This window comes from Alkaliphilus pronyensis (assembly GCF_009017275.1).
Classification (GTDB): domain Bacteria; phylum Bacillota; class Clostridia; order Peptostreptococcales; family Natronincolaceae; genus Alkaliphilus_C; species Alkaliphilus_C pronyensis.
Genome location: NZ_WBZC01000045.1, coordinates 1 through 18,979, shown reverse-complemented (window position 1 = coordinate 18,979; position 18,979 = coordinate 1). Strand labels below are relative to the sequence as shown.

Sequence of the window (18,979 nt, the reverse complement as noted above, 5' to 3'; positions counted from 1 at the left end):
TTTTCATTGATAAATGCCTCCTATTAATTTGCATAATAATTTTGGTTTTCTGGGGCTACAACATACCTCTGTAGATTAATTTTTTAATGTTCTAATAAAATGTAACAAAACAACAAAGAATCCTTTTACTTATTTGTTAATTTTTGGTTTTTGTCCTTAACTATTATAGCATTATATTTTTTTATATACAACTGTGAAAAACCATAAAAGCAAGTAATAAGTAATAGGGAATAAGTAATAGGGAAAATTAAAAGTTAAAAGTGAAAAGTTAAAAGTGAAAAGTTAAAAATGAAAAATGTAAACAACAAAACCAAGTTGAAAATTGAAAATTGAAAATTGAAAAAGGAAAACAGGAGGACATAATTAAAAATTAAAAGTTAAAAGTGAAAAATTAAGAACATAAAACCGAATTAAAAATAAAGGCAAAGATAAAAGAAATGTTAAATGTTGAATGTTGAATGTTGAATGTAAAATGTTGAACCTTAAAGGAAAGTAATATGTAATAAGTAATAGGGAATAAGGATTCAGACACTAATTAAAAGCTAAAAATGAAAAATCTAAACAACAAAACCAAGTTGAAAATGGAAAATGGAAAATGGAAAACAAGAAGACATAATTAAAAAATAAAAATTAAAAGTTAAAAGTTGAAGGTTGGAAAGGCAAAAAAGATAAACCAATCAAAAATAAAAACTAAAAAATGTAAAAGCTGAAAAGTGAAAATTAAGAAGGATTTTTTTATAGTAATTACGAATTAATATAGGTATGTGTTAAAATAAAAAAACAAGTAAGTTTAGGAGGCTAGGTATGAAGGATACTAATTATGATGATACGATTATTGAACTTGAGAAGGAAATCAGACATCTTTGTACTGTAATTAAGCAAAAAGGGAGAGAAATATTAACGGATTTTGAAATTACACCTCCTCAATTTGAAGCCCTACAGTATTTAATAAATAAAGAAAACCTAACTATTGGTGAATTAAGCAACCACATGTTCTTAGCATGCAGTACTATCACAGACTTAGTCGATAGAATGGAAAAAAATATGCTTGTTAGAAGAACTAGGGATGAAAAAGACCGTAGAGTTGTAAGAATTGTTGTTTTGGACAAGGGACATCAGCTTATTAACGAAGTGCTTCATGCTAGAAGGAGCTATATAGCCGAGCTATTACAAGATCTGTCAAATGAGCAAAAAGACCAGATACTATTGGGTGTAGCTATGTTCTACGGAAAGACAGTTTAAAGAAGCATTGATTCTACATTCGGGGAAGTGGAAAGATGGAGTTAATAAACAATCGTTATAGAGTTGAAGAAATAAAAGAGCAAGAAAACCTTTATAGTAAGTATGTTGTATTAGATTTATTACAAAAAAACAAAAGGCTTTTACTATATGTAATTAACAACACTCAATATTCAAGTGAATTTTTGAGTTTTTGTAATGAGGAATTTTATCAAATAACCTCCATGCAGCACCCTAATTTACTTCAGGTTTATAATTATGGAATTATTGAAACTATTGATGATAAGCAAATAAATGAATTAAGATTCTATTACACCACCGAGTACATAGATGTAGATTTTTTAATAGATGAAAATTACCAATTGTCAGAGGAAGAATTTTTAAACATATACACTCAGGGTGCTTTAGTTTTAGACTACCTACATTTCCATGGACATATATACAAATTCATAGGACTTGATACTGTTTTTGTTTATCGTGAAGAAAACAAATTAAGGATTAAACTCCTTGATTTAGTATCAATAAAGAAGTATGAGATACATAAAAGGTATATAGATGAAATGACTGTAAGCTGTAGAGCACCAGAGCTCACCTATGGTATTGAGGTTGGAAGCTATACAGACATATATTCACTAGGGGCATTTTTGTTTTATCTATACACCAATCAAGAATTTCAATACCATAAACTACTTAATAAAGTAAATCGTTTTGAGAATTCAGAATTTAATAGTAGAGAATATAAGATATTTGATACAATTAAAAGAATGACCTATTTAGATTTTTTCGAACGGTTTCAATCAATACACCAGTTAAATAGACACATGCAAAAAATATTCGCTTTAGAGGAGGTAATTGAAGATAAAAGCCTCCTTGAAAAGTTAAATTTCAAGACACCTATAATAGGAAGGGATATTGAGTTAAAAGAAATACTTTCATTAAATAGCAAGTCAAACAAAAACCTCGTTCTTGTTCATGGAGATAAGGGGATTGGAAAAACTAGATTCATTAGGGAAATAATGAATCAAATGAAATGGAAGGGCTTCAAAATATTTGGGACTACAACAGCCTCCAACAATGAACATTTTTATAAAATATCGGCTAGTCTTATTAAAAACATGCTAAAGATAATACCCACAAATATTGTTAATAAATATGCCTGTGAGCTTATTAAAATAATACCTGAAATTGGAGTAAATAAAAGTATTATACCAACCCGGCCATTAACAGAGGACAAAGAAATTCTTAAGCTATATGATAGAGTGTCGAACTTTATAATTGAAGGTACCCAAAACAAACCCACCCTACTAATAATAGATGATTTTCACTTTGTAGACCACACGGTGGCAGAATTCATTGATTACTTTTTAAAAATATCCAGGCTAAAAAAGGCTCCAATTATAGTAATATTAAGCTATATTGAAGATGAACTAGTCAATGATTCCAATAAAAGCTATATAGGAAAATGGCAGGCTGATAATAGCACCTTAGTAACAAAGCTATCTCGTCTTACTGTAGAAGAAACTGCTAAAATTATAAGGTATATATTAGGCTGGAATCAAGAGCCACTGAACTTCGCTACAAGGGTAATGAAGGAATCCGATGGTATACCTGCTTACATAGAAGAGGCCATGAGAGAGCTATTTGCACAAAAGCTAATAATTGTTGATTATAGCACAAAATATGATGGATATGCATGGCATAAAACTACAGATGATTATGCACAAATAAAAATTGCAGATAATATTGATGAAGCTGCCGTTAAGCAGTTTGAGACCTTTGATTCAGCAACAAAAGATATTTTAAAAATTATCTCATTATTTAACACCTCAGTTTCTTTGGAAATTATAACAGAAATTTATGGGGAAAAAGAGGATTTAGCAGCTTATTTGCGTCGTTTAACCCAGCTTAGAATACTAAACGAAAAGCTTGAGGATTGGGGTTATACCTATGGCTTTTTTAGAAAACAGTTAAAGTCTTATATATACAACACAATAGAAAATAAAATGAGAATAGATTTGCATTTACATGTAAGTACTATTTTGGAGGAGCTATATATAAGAGAGGGTAGAGAAAATAAAGATGAATTGATATTTCATCTTCTACAGTCAAACCAAAGAAACAAAGCAATAGATTATTGTATAGACGCTGGAGACAGAATGTTTAATTTAAAGGTTTTCTCACAGGCATCGGTCTTTTACATGCGTGCCCATTCCTTAATTGAGGAAGATACTGATAAAAGAAAATTAAGTGTATTTATAAAAATTGGAGATGTGTATCAAAATCAAGGTAATATTAAAGAGGCAATTAAATATTTTAAAAAGGTAATAAAGCTTGCAAATCATGAGGATCAATTGCAGTTAACAATTGAAGCAGGAAGCAGAATAGGATATATATATCTTTATCGTAACGAACTTGATATTGCAGAGCAATTTTTCTTAAAGGCCGTTGAAAATGCAGAAGCCATAGACTACCAGGAAGGACTATTAAAATCCGCTTATTTGCTTTCAAGAGTATATATGTTTAATCGTAAGCTAGACAAACTGGAGGCAATATCAAGAAAGTATCTTGAGGTTGCACAGCAGTTGAAAAGAATCGACTACGTAGGAATGTTTTTAAGTCAAATAGGGGTTAATTACTTCTATAGAGCAAAAGAAGTAAAAGCCTTAAGCCTATTTAAAGAAAGTGTAGTTTATTTAGAGAAGGCAAATAATATTGAAGATACCTGTCGCCCCATAAATAATATTGGAGTTATTCTTCAAGACCATTTTCAAGATAGTAAGCAGGCAAGAGAGTATTTTGAAAAGTCCTTGAAAATTGCACAGCAATATAATAGGGTGGAGGATATTATTGTAGCATATAATAATATTGCCGATTCCCTTATGATAGACCATAAAGCCAATGAGGCCATAGAGATATTAAATAAAAATGTTTTATTGGCTCAAGAGTATGAGGAAGAGAACATAAAAATAATTAGCTATATTAACCTAATTGAGTGCTTTATTGATATAAGTGACTATAAAAACGCCTACAATTATTTAATAAAAACACAAAATGAGGAATTGGCAGGGGAAGGTGGAGCATATAGAGGAAACCTTTTATATGTAATGTGTCGTTTTTATATGGAACTGGGTCAATACAATAAAGCTAAAGAAATGACAGAAAAATTCTTTAAAGAATATGAGCATAATGAATCGAGACACTTTTATTTAATGAAGAAGCTTCAATTTATGGTTCTTAACTATAATAAGGAACCTATGGAGGACAGCTGCTTATTACAATTAATTGATGAGTACTCAAAGTCAAGCTTTACTAGAGATTATAGACTAATATTGTTAGAGGATACCATCTATTTCAGTGAAAAAGGCCAGCTGGAAATAGCTAAGGAACTATTGGCTAAGGATGAAGAGCTAATAAATCAATACAATAATGATTATTTTAACAGCTTAAGGCTATACATTAATGGAATACTATATCATCAATCAGACTTTATTGAGTATGTTGAAGAAACATTAATTCCGTCCATATCAAACAGCTCAAAGGACTTAAAATGTAAAATATATAAAAAATTAGCAGAAGCATATCTTGAAGTAAAGGATTATTATAGAGCTGCAACCCACTACTTCAATGGACTTGAGCTAATACAACTGATTCTAAATAGAACACCTGATGAGTTTAAGCATTCATATTTTTCAAGAGAGGATAAATATAAAATAACTCATCAGCTTTTAAAAATGAAGAAGGTAATTCTTAATGAAAAATCGGAGGATAATTATAATTATCAAGAGCCAACAGAAGAAAATATTAGCTTAGATGATATTTTTGATATTAGCAGATATCAAGAACTATTTAATAATCCTGCCTTTTATCAGCTTGCTTTAGAGCAATATAAGAATTTATTTCCAATAGACTTAGATAATATTCAACAGCTAATTGAGAGCTTAACAAACGATATTGACTATAACCTTGATATATCTATGAAGTATGCAGGCAAGCTTACCTTAGCCACTAGGGGAATGCTTGTAGGTATTTACGAAGATGATTATGATGTTATAGCTTCATTTGGAGAAGAAATTGATGTTAAATCTAAGGGCTATATATTTGAAAAATCAGCCACAATGAAAAAGGGGATAATAATTGAAAATAGCTTTGTACACTCTTTGGATGCAGTAAACGATGATTTCTACAAGGATTTTCGTGAATTGATGGTGTTGCCAATAATCAATAAAGCTAAAGCGATAGAACCAGTAGAAAAGGATCAACGATACTCTATAGGACATGAAAAGGAAAAGATTATCGGGTATTTGTATTTAGAAACTAACAAAATATTTAATAATTTTTCAACTGATACCCTCAAGGAATGTGAAAAGCTCATACCATTATTGAGTCTTATGTTTAATAACTATTATTTAAAAATATCATCATCTATAGATAAGCTTACGGGCACATATATTAGAAAATATTTTGAAAAGGTTCTTGCAGAGGAAATTAAGCATGCTAAAGAATCAAACGAAGGCTTCTCTATAATAATGTGCGATATAGATCATTTTAAGAATGTAAACGACACCTATGGTCATCAAAGGGGAGATATGGTTTTATCGGAGGCAGGGAGTATTATTAGAGATAGTATCCGTAGTAGCGATTATGCTGGTAGATATGGTGGAGAAGAATTCATTATTTTACTTCCAAGAGCATTAAAAATGGATGCACTGTTGGTGGCAGAAAAAATAAGAACCAAATTTAAAGATGAAAAGCTACTGGGTGAAGGGGTTGAATTAACCATCAGCTGTGGCATTGCCTGTTATCCCATAGACGGCGAAAACAAAGAAACTATTATTGAAAGGGCAGACCAAGCTCTGTATACTGCCAAAGAGCAGGGTAGGAATCAATCGGTAATTTGGGAAGAGGGTATAAGATTTGTAGATAAGCGTGTTGACAAGCTGGCGGGAATCGTAACCGGAAATATTGTACAGGATCAACGGAATGTACTGGTTTTAGCAGAAGCCATAGAAATAATTACAGAAGAGGGTTCAAGAGAAGAAAAGATATATACACTTTTAGGAAGACTTATTGAAATATTAGAGGCAGAAGATGGCATTCTATTTATAGTAAAGGATAATCAAGTAACAACTCAGTACGCCAGAAAAAGGTTTTTAGATGATTGGATTAGAAACTATACCTTTAATAATAAGCTAATAGAAAAGGTTATGCAAACCAAACAAGGAGAATACCTAATTGATTGGGAGGATGTTAGTCATATAGATTTATTTACAGGGACCCCCAATTGGAAATCTGTTATTATAACACCAATTATTTTTGATGGCGAGCTGAGGGGAATAATATACTTATCTGTTGCAGTCAAAGAAAAGGAATTTGATTTTAGTGGATATAACCTAGCTAAGCTAACCAGCAATATACTTGGAGCTGTTATTGCTGAAATATAGAATATTATTTACTTAAACACCAAATAATATAATGTGTAATTTAATTAGGAGGTGTTTATGTGAAAAACAGGATAGCAGTTGAGGATTCGTTAACAGATGTTAGAGATTATTTGCAGCAGAAGGGCTATCAAGTTGAAAGCTTAAGCCGTAGTAAAGAGTTAGAAGGGTTTGATGCTATAGTTGTGACAGGTCAGGATTCAAATATTCTGGGCATGGAAAATGCTAATACTAAATCACCTGTAATTACAGCTAGAGGTCAATCAGCACAGCTAATTTATGATGAAATACAAAAGAGATTAAGGTAAAGCTGAGACAATTCAGCCTCAGTTTAGATTGATGAGAGTACCTTATCTATTCGGTTATTTCAAAATCCTAGCATTCTAACGTAACTTAGAGGCACCATTCAAGAGGCTAGTGGTAAGAGCTTTTAGCTTTTTCAAGCTTTAACCTCTAGCTTCTAAAGTATACGCTGCAATGGCTAGTTTTTTTGTGCCTATAGACGGGGACACTTTCATTAGCCTACTATAGAGGTGCTTAACCTCTAAACTATGTAATCCACTAATACCAAAATAATTTTAACAATTAAAATAAAATTATAGAAACAGAAGGAGATACAATAGCCCTTATAGAATTCTAAGTTATAAGCACTTATATAATCTACTATGTTTAAGGAGTGATTTTTTTTGAGTAAAGTAATTATTGATGGATATAGTTTAACCTTAGAAGCTGTTGTACAGGTTGCAAGGGACTTTTATACTGTAGAGTTAAGCAATGAAGCTATTGAAAAAATCAATGCTAGCAGAAGGCTGGTTGATAGATTTGTTGATGAAGAAAAAGTTGTTTATGGTATTACAACGGGCTTTGGAAAGTTCAGTGATGTAGCAATATCTAAGGATGAAACAGAAGAACTACAAAGAAACCTTATAGTCAGTCATTCCTGTGGTGTAGGAAATCCATTGCCTGAAGACGTTGTAAGAGGAATTATGCTTTTAAGGGCCAATGCTTTAGCAAAGGGATTTTCAGGAATAAGGTATACCACTGTTGAAACACTGTTAGAGATGCTAAACAAAGGAGTACATCCAATAGTGCCTGAAAAAGGTTCGTTGGGTGCAAGTGGTGATTTAGCCCCCTTATCCCATATGGTGCTGGTAATGATAGGTGAAGGTGAAGCAATATTCAAGGGGCAAAGGATGTCGGGAAAAGAAGCTATGGATAAGGCTAAAATTCCAACCATATCCCTTACATCGAAGGAGGGTCTTGCCCTAATAAATGGTACACAGGTGATGACTGCAATAGGAGCATTGAATCTTTATGACTGTAAAAAGCTTTTAAAGCTGGCTGATATAGCAGGGGCACTAACAATTGAAGCACTAAGGGGTATTATTGATGCTTTTGATTCAAAGGTTCACGAGGTAAGACCTCATCCTGGACAGATAAAGGCAGCAGAAAATCTACGGGCTTTACTGACTGACAGCAGCTTTGTAACTAGACAAGGAGAAATACGTGTACAGGATCCATATACCTTGAGGTGCATTCCTCAGATTCATGGAGGTAGTCGTGATGCAATTCAATACGTTGAAGAAAAACTAATGATAGAAATGAATGCTGCAACCGACAATCCATTGATCTTTAATAGAGAGGAAGAGGTTATTTCTGGTGGCAACTTCCATGGACAGCCTATGGCATTAGCCTTTGACTTTTTAGGAATTGCAATAGCTGAACTAGCAAATGTATCTGAAAGAAGAATTGAGAGACTTGTTAACCCACAGCTAAGTGGATTACCTGCTTTTCTAACTACAAAGGGGGGATTAAACTCAGGCTTCATGATAATGCAATACTCAGCAGCAGCCCTAGTATCAGAAAACAAGGTGCTGGCTCATCCAGCAAGTGTTGATTCTATACCCTCCTCAGCAAATCAAGAGGATCATGTTTCAATGGGTACAATAGCTGCCAGAAAGGCTAGAGAAATATATAAAAATGCTATTAACGTATTGGCAATTGAGTTATTGGCTGCTACTCAAGCAATAGAGTTTTATGAAGGACATAAACTAGGTAAAGGCACCAGCATTGCATATGATGTAGTAAGACAAGAGATTTCACCCCTTAAGGAAGACCGTACAATGTATATAGATATTAATAAATGTACAGAACTTATAGCTAATCAAAAAATTGTTGACAAGGTTGAAGAAGCAGTTAAATTATATTAAACCAAAATAAATAAAAATTAGCCTTAACTCAAAAACACAGTTAAGGCTAATTTTTTATTCTTCTAAATAGTCTAATACTCTTCTTAGCTTCTCCTTCTGTTCAGCATTTAAAAAGGGCTTAAGCTTACTAATAATTTCATCCTTATTTGGAACATTATCCTTTATTCTTGATAGCTCCATCAGAATTTCATCTTCAGACTTGTGACCATATTGGTTGAAAAGTTTTAATGCTTTTTGATAATCCTCTTCAGAAATAAATTCCTTAACTTCCTCTAATCTAGAATAATCACCTGATTTTGCAGCCTCCATCAGCTGGTTTAATTTTTTTCTGTCCACAATATCCCTCCTATAGACAATTAGTAAATATTAAAATCTCATCTATCTATAATTATGCCTGTAAAGTTAAATTTGCCACAAAAATGTATTCTTTTTTTAAAAATATAATTGTTAATTAATATAAAGTTTAATAATTGGGTGTTATATGCAATATATATTACTTAGAAAGACAAAAAGTAAAAGGGGGATATTAATGGATAGCAATAAAACAAGTGATCAAAGAGATCCTATAATAAATAATAGCTTTATCCAAAAGAACTGGCTTTTATTAGTGCCTGCAATTATGATGGCCTCAAAAAAAATTCCAGAAGCCTTTAACCTTAACGATGTTGATACAGGAAAGCTAGAAAAAAAGATTAGACTATTAAATAGAATAAAGGGCTATATGAGTCCAGAGGAGCAAATTGTACTACATAGATCGGAGGTAATATTACATATCATTGTTAAGGTTAAGAGCTTAATGGATATTTCTCGAATGCAAAACCATGAGACAAAGTATCACTCTTTGTCGGTAGAGGATAGAAAACGATATATGCTTATGGATATAGCTGAGTTTGTAGAGGATGAAAAAAGAGATGTAATACATAGGGCAATAGAATTAAACCTAAAGGCAAACATGATGGGTACTAAGGTCAAGGAAATTCAAGGGCTTTCTAATGAAATAACGATAGAAAACCTAGAAAGGTATATTCAGGTATTTGAACCATTATTAGAGGGAGATTTAAAGAATAAAACGAGAGAGGTTAAGGTATTACTAGGCTTTCTAAAGCTAATGAAGGCTGTATCTAATAAAGAAACAATAGATGAAATGGATATGCTGAATATCATTAAGCCAATGGTGAACGAAGAGCAAGGGGAGTCACTTATTAAAATGATTCAAATAGTAAAGGCATTAAGTGAAATCGGAAACGAGGAAAGCAAAGGCCAAAATAATAAAGAGCTACCCAACCCTTTAGACAATAGTGATGACCTTGAAGTGAAGGATAAACCCACTAATGATTAGTAAGCTAAAGATAATCCTTTATAAATCCACAAAAATATGATATATTTTATTATGATTAAGGATATTAAGGAGTGTTTTAAATGGTAACAAAAGAAAAATTAGCACGTATAAATTATCTAGCGAAAGTATCAAAAAGTAGAGAATTGACGGATGAAGAAAAAAGTGAGCAAAAAGCCTTAAGAGATGAATATATTAAAGCCTTTAGAAAAACATTTAAAAAGCAGCTGGATAGCATAGAGTTTGTAGACTAGTATTGTATTAGTATAAGGAGAACTGAATTATTTCAGTTCTTTCGCATTTTTTGACATTAATCAACCCCATTATAGAGGAATTATAAAAATAACAGCGAACTTATATAATAAACATCACTATATTATATTGAGGAGGGTTACATAATGGCTGAGAGAAAATACGTAATATTTAAGCTAGATAAAGAAGAATACGGTGTTGATATTATGCATGTTAAAGAAATAAGCGAGTTTAAGGAAAGTGTTAAAATTCCTAATTCACCAAAATTTGTAGATGGAATAATTAATTATCGAGGAGTTATTACACCAATCATTAACCTTCGCAGAAAATTTAATTTAGAGCTAAAGGAAACCACAGCTGACATTCGTATAATAATAATAAATTTGAAAGAAAAGCAGGTGGGCTTTGTTGTAGATGATGCTTCACAGGTTTTAACCATTGATGAGAAGGATACTGATCCAGCACCTGACATAATAACTAATATAGATGAAAGGTTTATTAGTGGTATTGCAAAGGTGGATGAAAGAATGATTATTATTTTAGATTTAGAAAAGGTATTAAGTGAAGAAGAAAAGAAAAATATTGAAATGCTAGAAACTGAATAGACATAATTTATTAAGAGAAAAATGACATCTTCTGTTGCCTATTAATCTAATGCTGTCACCAAAAAAAGGCAAATTTCTTTCCTCCTATTGTTTATAATGGACATACACTTAAAGCTCAGATAAACAAGGGGGAGAAATATGAAGAAGCTGGTTGTTTTAGTATTACTTATAGGTCTATTTTTAGCTCACCACCATAACATATTTGCAGCTCTTAATGAACATGATAAAAGCCAGTATGAGGATGAGTTAAAGGATAAGTTTCAAGAGATTTTTTACAAAAGAACAAAGCTATTTAATGAATTACTTGTTAATGAAGATATTAGCATAGCCTATATAGAAGGAGAATTAGAAAGGCTAGAGGTGGATCCGCTGCTAACAGAAGACATAAAGGTTTTTAGGGCTTTAAAGGAAAACCCTTCATGTCATGAACTCATAGAAGGATTCAACATTGAGGAGTTTAAAATTGTAGCCCTTAAAAATAATGTAATACATCTTGATGTTAAGTTATTATGGAGGCTAGCTGGACTAGCTGATATATCAACTGAGGAGCTGTCATATCAAGTTAAAATGGTGAAAGCTAAAGATGAATGGCTTTTAATGGACTATGAAGCTGTTGAATAAAGGTTCTTACTTACTATTGAATAACTCGGTACCCTTATGGATGCCGAGTTTTTTATGTGGGAATAAAATAGGAAAAAAGTCCTAATCATAATATTGCTTAATATTAACATTCTAAAAATAAAGGAAATTTATTACTAAATGAAGAAATATGGAATCTATAAGATTATTAAGAGGTGGAACCTATGGCAAAAAAGTCTGTAGGCATTGAACAGATGAACAGTATACTAAATAAAACTATCTCAGCAATTGAAGAGAGCCAAGAGGCTATTTTTGATATTGCAGAAAATGCCAGAAAAGAATGTAATGCATTAAAAGGAAAAATAGAAGAAGTAAATAGTAAAATGCAGAGGTTAATACAGGAAGTTGAAGAAATAGAGTTATTAGAAAAGAAGAGTAGAAAAAGATTATTGGAGGTAAGTAAAGACTTTAAAAAATATAAAGAAGATGATATTAGACAGGCCTATGAAAGGGCAAATCAACTTCAAATACGGCTTTTACTAAAAAGACAAGAGGAAAATGATCTTTTTAGAATGAGAAACGAAATTGAAATGCGATTTAGAAGCTCTGAAGAGATATTAAAAAAGGCAGAAGACCTAATATCAAAAATTGGTGTAGCAATGGAATTCTTATCTGGCAAGCTACAGGATATTAGTAGTACATTAGAGGATATGCAGCAAAGACAGGACTTTGGAAAGAAAATTATAAGGGCCCAAGAGGAAGAACGACAAAGGGTGGCTAGAGATATTCATGACGGTCCAGCTCAAACCTTAGCTAATGTTACTATTAAGGCTGAGGTATGTGAGAAGCTTATTGATATTGATAAAGAAAGAGCTAAAGCTGAGCTACAGGAGTTAAGAACTGTTCTACGGGATAGCATTAAGGATATACGAAAAATTATATATAATTTACGTCCTATGTCTTTAGATGATTTAGGATTTATACCAACAATACAAAGATACATTGAGAGCTTTCAAAAGGATTATAACATTACTGTGGATTTTATAATTCTATCTCAGATAGACGTAGAAGATCCTGTAAAAAACCTATCAATTTTTAGAATAATACAAGAGGCACTAAATAATGTAAGAAAACACTCTAAGGCAGACCAAGTAAAAATAAGGCTAGAAATGTCAGTTAAAAATATTAAGCTTTCTATTGCCGATAATGGAGTGGGCTTTAATACTGAGGAAGGTGCCTTTAAGTTGAGATGTGATGGTGGATTTGGTTTGTTTAATATTCGAGAAAGGGTAGAGCTTTTAAATGGTACACTTGAAATAAAAAGTGAGCTAAATAAAGGGACTAGAGTTACTGCTATAATACCAAATGAATAATAAGGAGGCATAATAATGGAGAAGATTAAATTATTGTTAGTAGACGATCATTCACTAGTTAGACAGGGGTTAAAGCAAATATTAGAGCTGGAGGAGGATTTAGAAATCATAGGTCAGGCTGGAGATGGAGAAGAGGCAATAGCTAAGGTTCAAACCTTAAAGCCCGATGTAGTATTATTAGACATTAACATGCCTAGACTAAACGGAATACAAGCCTTAAGAAGATTAAAGGACATGAATAAAACAATTAAAATAATAATGCTAACATTCCATGAGGATCAAGAGTATTTATTTGAAACATTAAATTTGGGAGCCAACGGGTATGTATTAAAGGATGCCGAAAGTGAAAGCTTAATAAAAGCAATAAGGGATGTACACAAAGGCTCCTCATATATTCATCCATCATTGGCAACTATTTTAGCTTCAGAGATAAGCAAAAGAGATTTTTCATATAGTAAGTTAAACAGTAGTGTAAAACTGACAAGAAGAGAATATGAAGTTCTAACCCTCATTGCAGATGGATTAAACAATAAAGAAATAGCCAGTAGCTTATTCATAAGTGAAAAAACAGTGAAAAACCATGTTTCTAACATATTTAAGAAAATAAATGTTAATGACCGTACACAGGCAGCAATTTATGCATATAAGCAAAACATAAAAAAAATATGACTAACCTACTATTAATTTACTTGTAATAAGTTGACAAAACATTCGAACAAATATAATATAAATATAACATATAAAATAAATTTTATGATCAAAATAGGGGGAATAGCCAATCATGACAATTGAAGAACAGGGAAAAAAGCTACAGGAAAAGCTAACAAAAGAGTTTAAAAACGCTTGGGAGCAAATTAAGGATGGTGAAATAGAAGAAGTATTTTCATTTGGTGAAGCCTATAAAGGTTTTATGAACAATGGAAAAACTGAACGTGAATGTGTAGATGAAATTGTTAGGTTAGCTAAGGAAAACGGATTTATTAACCTTGAAGATGCCATAGCTATGGGAGAAGTAAAAGCTGGTGACAAAATCTATTCAGTTAACAGAAATAAGTCAGTAGCCCTTTTTATATTAGGACAGCAGGATATAGAGAATGGTGGCATGCTAATAGTGGGCTCCCATTTGGACGCACCAAGACTTGATTTAAAAGGAAATCCATTATATGAGGAGGAAGGTCTTGCCCTATTAAAGACCCATTATTATGGCGGAATTAAAAAATATCAGTGGGTAGCAACACCATTGGCACTTCATGGTGTTATATTTAAGAATGATGGAGAAAAGGTCAGTATAAAAATTGGTGAAGATGAAAATGATCCAGTGTTTTATATTACAGATTTATTACCCCACTTAGCTTCGGATCAAATGAAAAAGACTATGGCAGACGGTGTTACAGGTGAAGGATTAAACATATTAATTGGCAATATCCCTTATTCTGGAAAAGACCTAGGAGAAAAGGTTAAATTAAATATATTAAATATTCTCCATGAGAAATATGGTATTGTTGAGGAGGATTTTACTGTAGCAGAAATTGAAGCCGTTCCTGCTGGGAAGGCAAGGGATGTTGGCTTAGATCGTAGTATGATTGCAGCCCACGGTCACGATGATCGAGTATGCTCATATGCAGCTTTAAAGGCTGTTCTGGAGATAGAAAACCCTACTAAAACTGTTGTAGGTCTGTTTGTTGACAAAGAAGAAGTAGGTAGTATGGGTAATACTGGTATGGAATCAATGTTCTTTGAGAATGTGGTGGCAGAGCTATTAGAGCTACAAGGAAGAAGTAGTCATTTATCCATCAGAAGAGCCTTTAAAAACACAAAGGTATTGTCTGGAGATGTAACTGCTGCCTATGATCCAACTTACCCAGAGGTTTTAGATAGAAGAAATGCATCTTTTCTTGGAAAGGGTGTAACAATCACTAAATATACTGGAGTAAGAGGTAAGGGGGGCTGTAACGATGCTAATGCAGAGTTCCTTGCAGAGGTTAGAAAAATATTCAACGACCATGAAGTTGTTTGGCAGGTGGGAGAGCTAGGTAAGGTAGACCAAGGCGGCGGTGGTACAATTGCCTACATACTAGCAAATTATGGCGCAGAAGTAGTAGATTGCGGAACACCAATGTTGAGTATGCATGCCCCATTAGAGTTAATCAGTAAAATAGATTTATACATGACATATAAAGCATATAAAGCATTTTATCTCAGCGGATCTACAAATACTTCTGACTAAGAAGCCCAAGATAGTGTCTTTAAGCTTTAAAGCAATTAATAATAGAGCTGTGGTAGAGTAAAAATTCCATTTCAACTAAGTTTTTATAAATAAAAATTAAAAAAGCTTCCAAAATAATAAAGGAAGCTTTTTTAATTATTTTTAAATATATGCAGGGAATAGGCCATTAATGTAGAAAAATACTATAAAGAAAACTTAGATCGGATGGAGTTTTTACTCCACCTGAACTCTAGTTGCCCTTATTTCGAAGCTTTGCGGCACTTATCTCCCGCTTAAGAAGCGGGAGTGTTAGTAACGCCGCTGATATAAACTATTTTAAGGAGGTTATCTAATGCAAATAATAACTGATAGCTCTTGTGATTTACCAAAAAGCTATATTGATAAATACAATATCATAATTGTTCCATTGAATATTGAAATAAATGGAAAGAATTATATTGATGGTATTAATCTTACCCACCAGGAATTTTATAATAAAATGGCTGAATCACCTACATTACCAAAAACCTCACAGCCTTCACCACAAAGCTATATTGATGCCTTTAAAGAGGGAGCCAAAAGGGCTAAGGAAATGCTAAGTATACATCTTTCATCAAAGCTGAGTGGTACATTTGAAGGAGCATTATCAACAAGAAAAATGAATGGAGATAAGGTTGAGGTCTTTGACACCCTAAGTGGTTCTTTAGGAGTAGGACTTCAGGTATTAAAGGCTTGTCAAATGGTAGAGGAAGGATTTGACTTAAATAATATTATAGAAAAATTAAAGGAATACCGTGAGCAAATGAAGGTATATGTATATTTAGAAACACTAGAAAATGCAGTTAAGGGTGGTAGAGTTAGTAAAACTAAAGAAATGATGGCCAGTGTGTTAAATCTTAAATTTGTAGTACATGTGGAAAAAGGCTATGTAAAGCTTTTAAAGACCCTAAGAGGCAAGAAAAGGGCTATAAGCTTTATGCTAGAAAAGCTGGCTGATGAAAACACAGATTTTAACGATAGGATAATTGGAATTACCCATTGTGATTGCTTAGAGGATGCAATAAAACTAAAAAATGAAATTGTAAAAAGATTTAATCCCAGCGATGTAATTATCACTACTATGGGTCCAGTTATTGGAACCCATGCTGGGCATGGTGGATTGTTGGTTTGCTTCTAAAACTTTAAAGCTGTTAAAAAGACTCAATGCTATTTAAATAGGCGATTGAGTCTTTTAATTATTTGGAAAAGCTAGCCTTCCTTTGAAAAATATTTTAAAACAAAGCTCTGAAATTCTGTTTCTAGTGGAGATGGGTTTCTATGTTTATGATATACAAAATAAAACTTTCGTTTTAAAGATAAATTATTTATTTTGAAGGCCTTCAACACTCCTAACTGTAACTCATCAACTATTGATTTCTTTGATAAAAAGGATATTCCTAAACCTCTTCTAATACATTGCTTTATGGATTCGGTATTTTCTATATAGGCAACCACATTTAGTGAGTTAATATCTACATTATGCTGTTGAAGATTTTGTTCCACTAATTTACGGGTACCAGAACCCTTTTCCCTAAAGATAAAGCTCTTATCCATTAAATGCTCCAATGAAATGCTACTTTCAAAGGAGTCGTAGGGGGGAGCAGAAGGGGTTACCACAACTAGCTCATCACTCAATAGCTCAACATAGTTCAATTGAGAGTGGGGTAGCTCTGCACCAACTATTCCAAAATCTATTTCATTCTGAATAATACCCTCAACCACCTGCTGTGAATCATAATGCAGCATTTTAAAGGTTACATCTGGGAATTTTTTATTAAATCCACTAAACAATTCAGGGAGTATATATTGCTCTGGAATAGTACTGGAAGCAATTTCTATATTACCTACAATTTTTCCTTTATACTCACTTAACTTAAAAACAGCACCATCCTTTAAATTAATAATATTAAGTGCATAATCATATAAAATGTCTCCAGCCTTTGTTAAAGAAATATTCCTATTGGTTCTATTAATTAATATTGTGTTAAGCTCCTTTTCTAAATTAGAAATATGACTACTAACTGTTGGCTGAGTTAAAAAAAGCTGTTCTGCTGCCTTTGAAAAGCTTTTAAACTTGGCCACAGCTACAAAGGTTTCTAATTGTCTAAAATCCATATTATTATACCCCCTTAGTTGACTAGTCTTATGTATTGTTGTTTTTGCTATACTCACATGTTTTACAATGCTCTTTTTCCTTATTTTTTAAACAAGGATTAACATGAATTAAAACATCCTTAACATCTTCATTTTCCTTTATTACATTGACCTTAGCTCTTGCAGCTGCACCATGACCTTCTTCAACAGTTATTTTAGGGTCTACACAAATTTTCATATCGACAAAGTATTTTGGTCCATATTGACGTACTTTAACATCCTGAACAGATTGTACTCCTTCTGCACTTAATGCCGCTTTTTCAATAGCCTCCAAAACTTCTTTTTTTGGTGCCGTATCCATTAGTCCCTTTACAGCATTAATGTATATTGTTGCAGCAGTTTTCATTATTAAAATCGATACCGCTATCCCAGCAAGAGGATCCATAAAGGTATACCCCAATAAAGCACTTCCTATACCAATTAAGGCAGCTATAGAAGAAAAAGCATCAGATCTATTATGCCATGCATCAGCTATTAATGCGTCACTTTTAACTCTTTTGCCTACTGCCACTCCGTATTGATACATTCCCTCTTTAACAATTATAGAAGCAATTGCTGCATATATAGCAATAACCTTTGGTGGAGAAGTTTCGCCTACTCTAATAAGTTCTATTGCTTCATATCCAATCCCCAATGCAGTAACAAATAAAATAAGTGCTAATATTTTTGATGTTATTGGCTCTGCCCTATGATGTCCATAGGGGTGAGACTCATCAGGGGGAAGATGTGCTATTTTTAAACCTTGAAGTAAAATAACAGTACCTATTAGGTCAGATGCAGAATGGATTGCATCCGCCACTAATGCCGTGCTTCCAGCAAACATACCTATAATACCCTTAGCTATAGTAAGAAGAATATTACCTATAATACCGATTATAGATACCTTTTTTATTTCTCTATAACGACTTTTATCTTCCATAAATAAACACATCCTTTTGCTTATTATTAGCTTTCAACTACAATAATTATTATCTGAATACGATGGCTATCATATGCAAATACTTATAAAAGAAGAATAGTAGGAGGATATATTATGACTAAGGTTATTGACTTAAACGATTATAAGGAGCTAAAGCGAAGAAAATTCTTTATAAAGTGCTATCATTTCCTTAATAAAAACCTACAGGGTAAATTGGATGAACTACTTTTAAATACAAATCAAATATTTGTAAATCTACTTATTAGAAACGGATATGACCCAGGTTATGTAAGCTATTTTCAAATACCTATTATAACATTTATGGTAATTATCTTCATTAGAAATAGTGACTTAATTGAGTATTTTCCGGAAGTTTTGAAAATAGATAACAGCTTAAATAAAACTATGCTTAAAAACACCCTTATAAAAGCACTGGAAACCTTTAATGATGAATGTGATTACAAAGAAGTAAATAGCTCCTTCGAGATTGAGCTTGAAACTTCATTAGATTATGTATTTGAGAATGTTATGGAGATTATACCACAAAAAATAGTTTTTGTTTAAAACACAAGAACCGTCAGACTGCGTAATAAAGGTCTGCCTTTTAGAAATTTTTAGGCACAATTAAT

At 32.5% G+C, this 18,979-nt stretch carries 16 protein-coding genes; 13 read left to right on the top strand and 3 right to left on the bottom strand.

Features of this window, described 5'->3' with window-relative positions:
* Nucleotides 1-804: 804 nt before the first annotated feature.
* The 4 genes from F8154_RS11325 (at nucleotide 805) to hutH (ending at nucleotide 8,887) form a co-directional block, all read left to right on the top strand.
* A complete protein-coding gene (locus F8154_RS11325; RefSeq protein ID WP_151861734.1) occupies nucleotides 805-1,242 on the top strand; it encodes a MarR family winged helix-turn-helix transcriptional regulator in 438 nt (145 codons plus the stop codon).
* A 35-nt stretch (nucleotides 1,243-1,277) separates the two neighbouring features.
* Entirely contained in the window at nucleotides 1,278-6,680 is a 5,403-nt protein-coding gene (locus F8154_RS11320) for a diguanylate cyclase (RefSeq protein WP_151861733.1), read from the top strand.
* A 59-nt stretch (nucleotides 6,681-6,739) separates the two neighbouring features.
* A complete protein-coding gene (locus tag F8154_RS11315; RefSeq protein ID WP_151861732.1) occupies nucleotides 6,740-6,985 on the top strand; it encodes a YkuS family protein in 246 nt (81 codons plus the stop codon).
* Nucleotides 6,986-7,363: 378 nt separating this feature from the next.
* Nucleotides 7,364-8,887, top strand: a complete 1,524-nt coding sequence (gene hutH / locus F8154_RS11310; protein WP_151861731.1) for a histidine ammonia-lyase — start codon at nucleotides 7,364-7,366, stop codon at nucleotides 8,885-8,887.
* A 54-nt stretch (nucleotides 8,888-8,941) separates the two neighbouring features.
* On the opposite strand, the gene F8154_RS11305 is transcribed toward hutH, so the two are convergent.
* The gene (locus F8154_RS11305) at nucleotides 8,942-9,223 is read right to left on the bottom strand and encodes a hypothetical protein (RefSeq protein ID WP_151861730.1); all 282 of its coding nucleotides are present in this window, start codon (nucleotides 9,221-9,223) and stop codon (nucleotides 8,942-8,944) included.
* Between the two features lie 193 nt (nucleotides 9,224-9,416).
* On the opposite strand from F8154_RS11305, the gene F8154_RS11300 reads away from it, so the two are divergent.
* The 8 genes from F8154_RS11300 (at nucleotide 9,417) to F8154_RS11265 (ending at nucleotide 16,415) form a co-directional block, all read left to right on the top strand.
* A complete protein-coding gene (locus F8154_RS11300; RefSeq protein ID WP_151861729.1) occupies nucleotides 9,417-10,226 on the top strand; it encodes a hypothetical protein in 810 nt (269 codons plus the stop codon).
* A gap of 80 nt (nucleotides 10,227-10,306) precedes the next feature.
* Nucleotides 10,307-10,477: a DUF896 domain-containing protein gene (locus F8154_RS11295; RefSeq protein ID WP_151861728.1), complete on the top strand. Its 171-nt coding sequence runs from the start codon at nucleotides 10,307-10,309 to the stop codon at nucleotides 10,475-10,477.
* 144 nt (nucleotides 10,478-10,621) lie between these two features.
* Nucleotides 10,622-11,080, top strand: a complete 459-nt coding sequence (locus F8154_RS11290; protein WP_151861727.1) for a chemotaxis protein CheW — start codon at nucleotides 10,622-10,624, stop codon at nucleotides 11,078-11,080.
* 138 nt (nucleotides 11,081-11,218) lie between these two features.
* Nucleotides 11,219-11,701: a hypothetical protein gene (locus tag F8154_RS11285; protein ID WP_151861726.1), complete on the top strand. Its 483-nt coding sequence runs from the start codon at nucleotides 11,219-11,221 to the stop codon at nucleotides 11,699-11,701.
* A 182-nt stretch (nucleotides 11,702-11,883) separates the two neighbouring features.
* Nucleotides 11,884-13,032 carry a sensor histidine kinase gene (locus tag F8154_RS11280; RefSeq protein ID WP_151861725.1) on the top strand — a complete coding sequence of 383 codons (1,149 nt, stop codon included), beginning with the start codon at nucleotides 11,884-11,886 and terminating at the stop codon, nucleotides 13,030-13,032.
* Between the two features lie 15 nt (nucleotides 13,033-13,047).
* Entirely contained in the window at nucleotides 13,048-13,701 is a 654-nt protein-coding gene (locus F8154_RS11275; RefSeq protein ID WP_151861724.1) for a response regulator, read from the top strand.
* Between the two features lie 112 nt (nucleotides 13,702-13,813).
* Nucleotides 13,814-15,259, top strand: coding sequence for an aminopeptidase (locus tag F8154_RS11270; RefSeq protein WP_151861723.1), 1,446 nt, complete (start codon nucleotides 13,814-13,816; stop codon nucleotides 15,257-15,259).
* Between the two features lie 331 nt (nucleotides 15,260-15,590).
* The gene (locus tag F8154_RS11265) at nucleotides 15,591-16,415 is read left to right on the top strand and encodes a DegV family protein (RefSeq protein WP_151861722.1); all 825 of its coding nucleotides are present in this window, start codon (nucleotides 15,591-15,593) and stop codon (nucleotides 16,413-16,415) included.
* A 71-nt stretch (nucleotides 16,416-16,486) separates the two neighbouring features.
* On the opposite strand, the gene F8154_RS11260 is transcribed toward F8154_RS11265, so the two are convergent.
* Both F8154_RS11260 and F8154_RS11255 read right to left on the bottom strand, forming a co-directional pair.
* Entirely contained in the window at nucleotides 16,487-17,392 is a 906-nt protein-coding gene (locus tag F8154_RS11260) for a selenium metabolism-associated LysR family transcriptional regulator (RefSeq protein WP_151861721.1), read from the bottom strand.
* 28 nt (nucleotides 17,393-17,420) lie between these two features.
* Nucleotides 17,421-18,350 carry a cation diffusion facilitator family transporter gene (locus tag F8154_RS11255; RefSeq protein ID WP_151861720.1) on the bottom strand — a complete coding sequence of 310 codons (930 nt, stop codon included), beginning with the start codon at nucleotides 18,348-18,350 and terminating at the stop codon, nucleotides 17,421-17,423.
* 114 nt (nucleotides 18,351-18,464) lie between these two features.
* Here F8154_RS11255 and F8154_RS11250 point away from each other — a divergent pair, with 114 nt between their 5' ends.
* Complete coding sequence (locus F8154_RS11250; RefSeq protein WP_151861719.1) at nucleotides 18,465-18,914, top strand: hypothetical protein; 450 nt, start codon at nucleotides 18,465-18,467, stop codon at nucleotides 18,912-18,914.
* Nucleotides 18,915-18,979 lie beyond the last annotated feature (65 nt).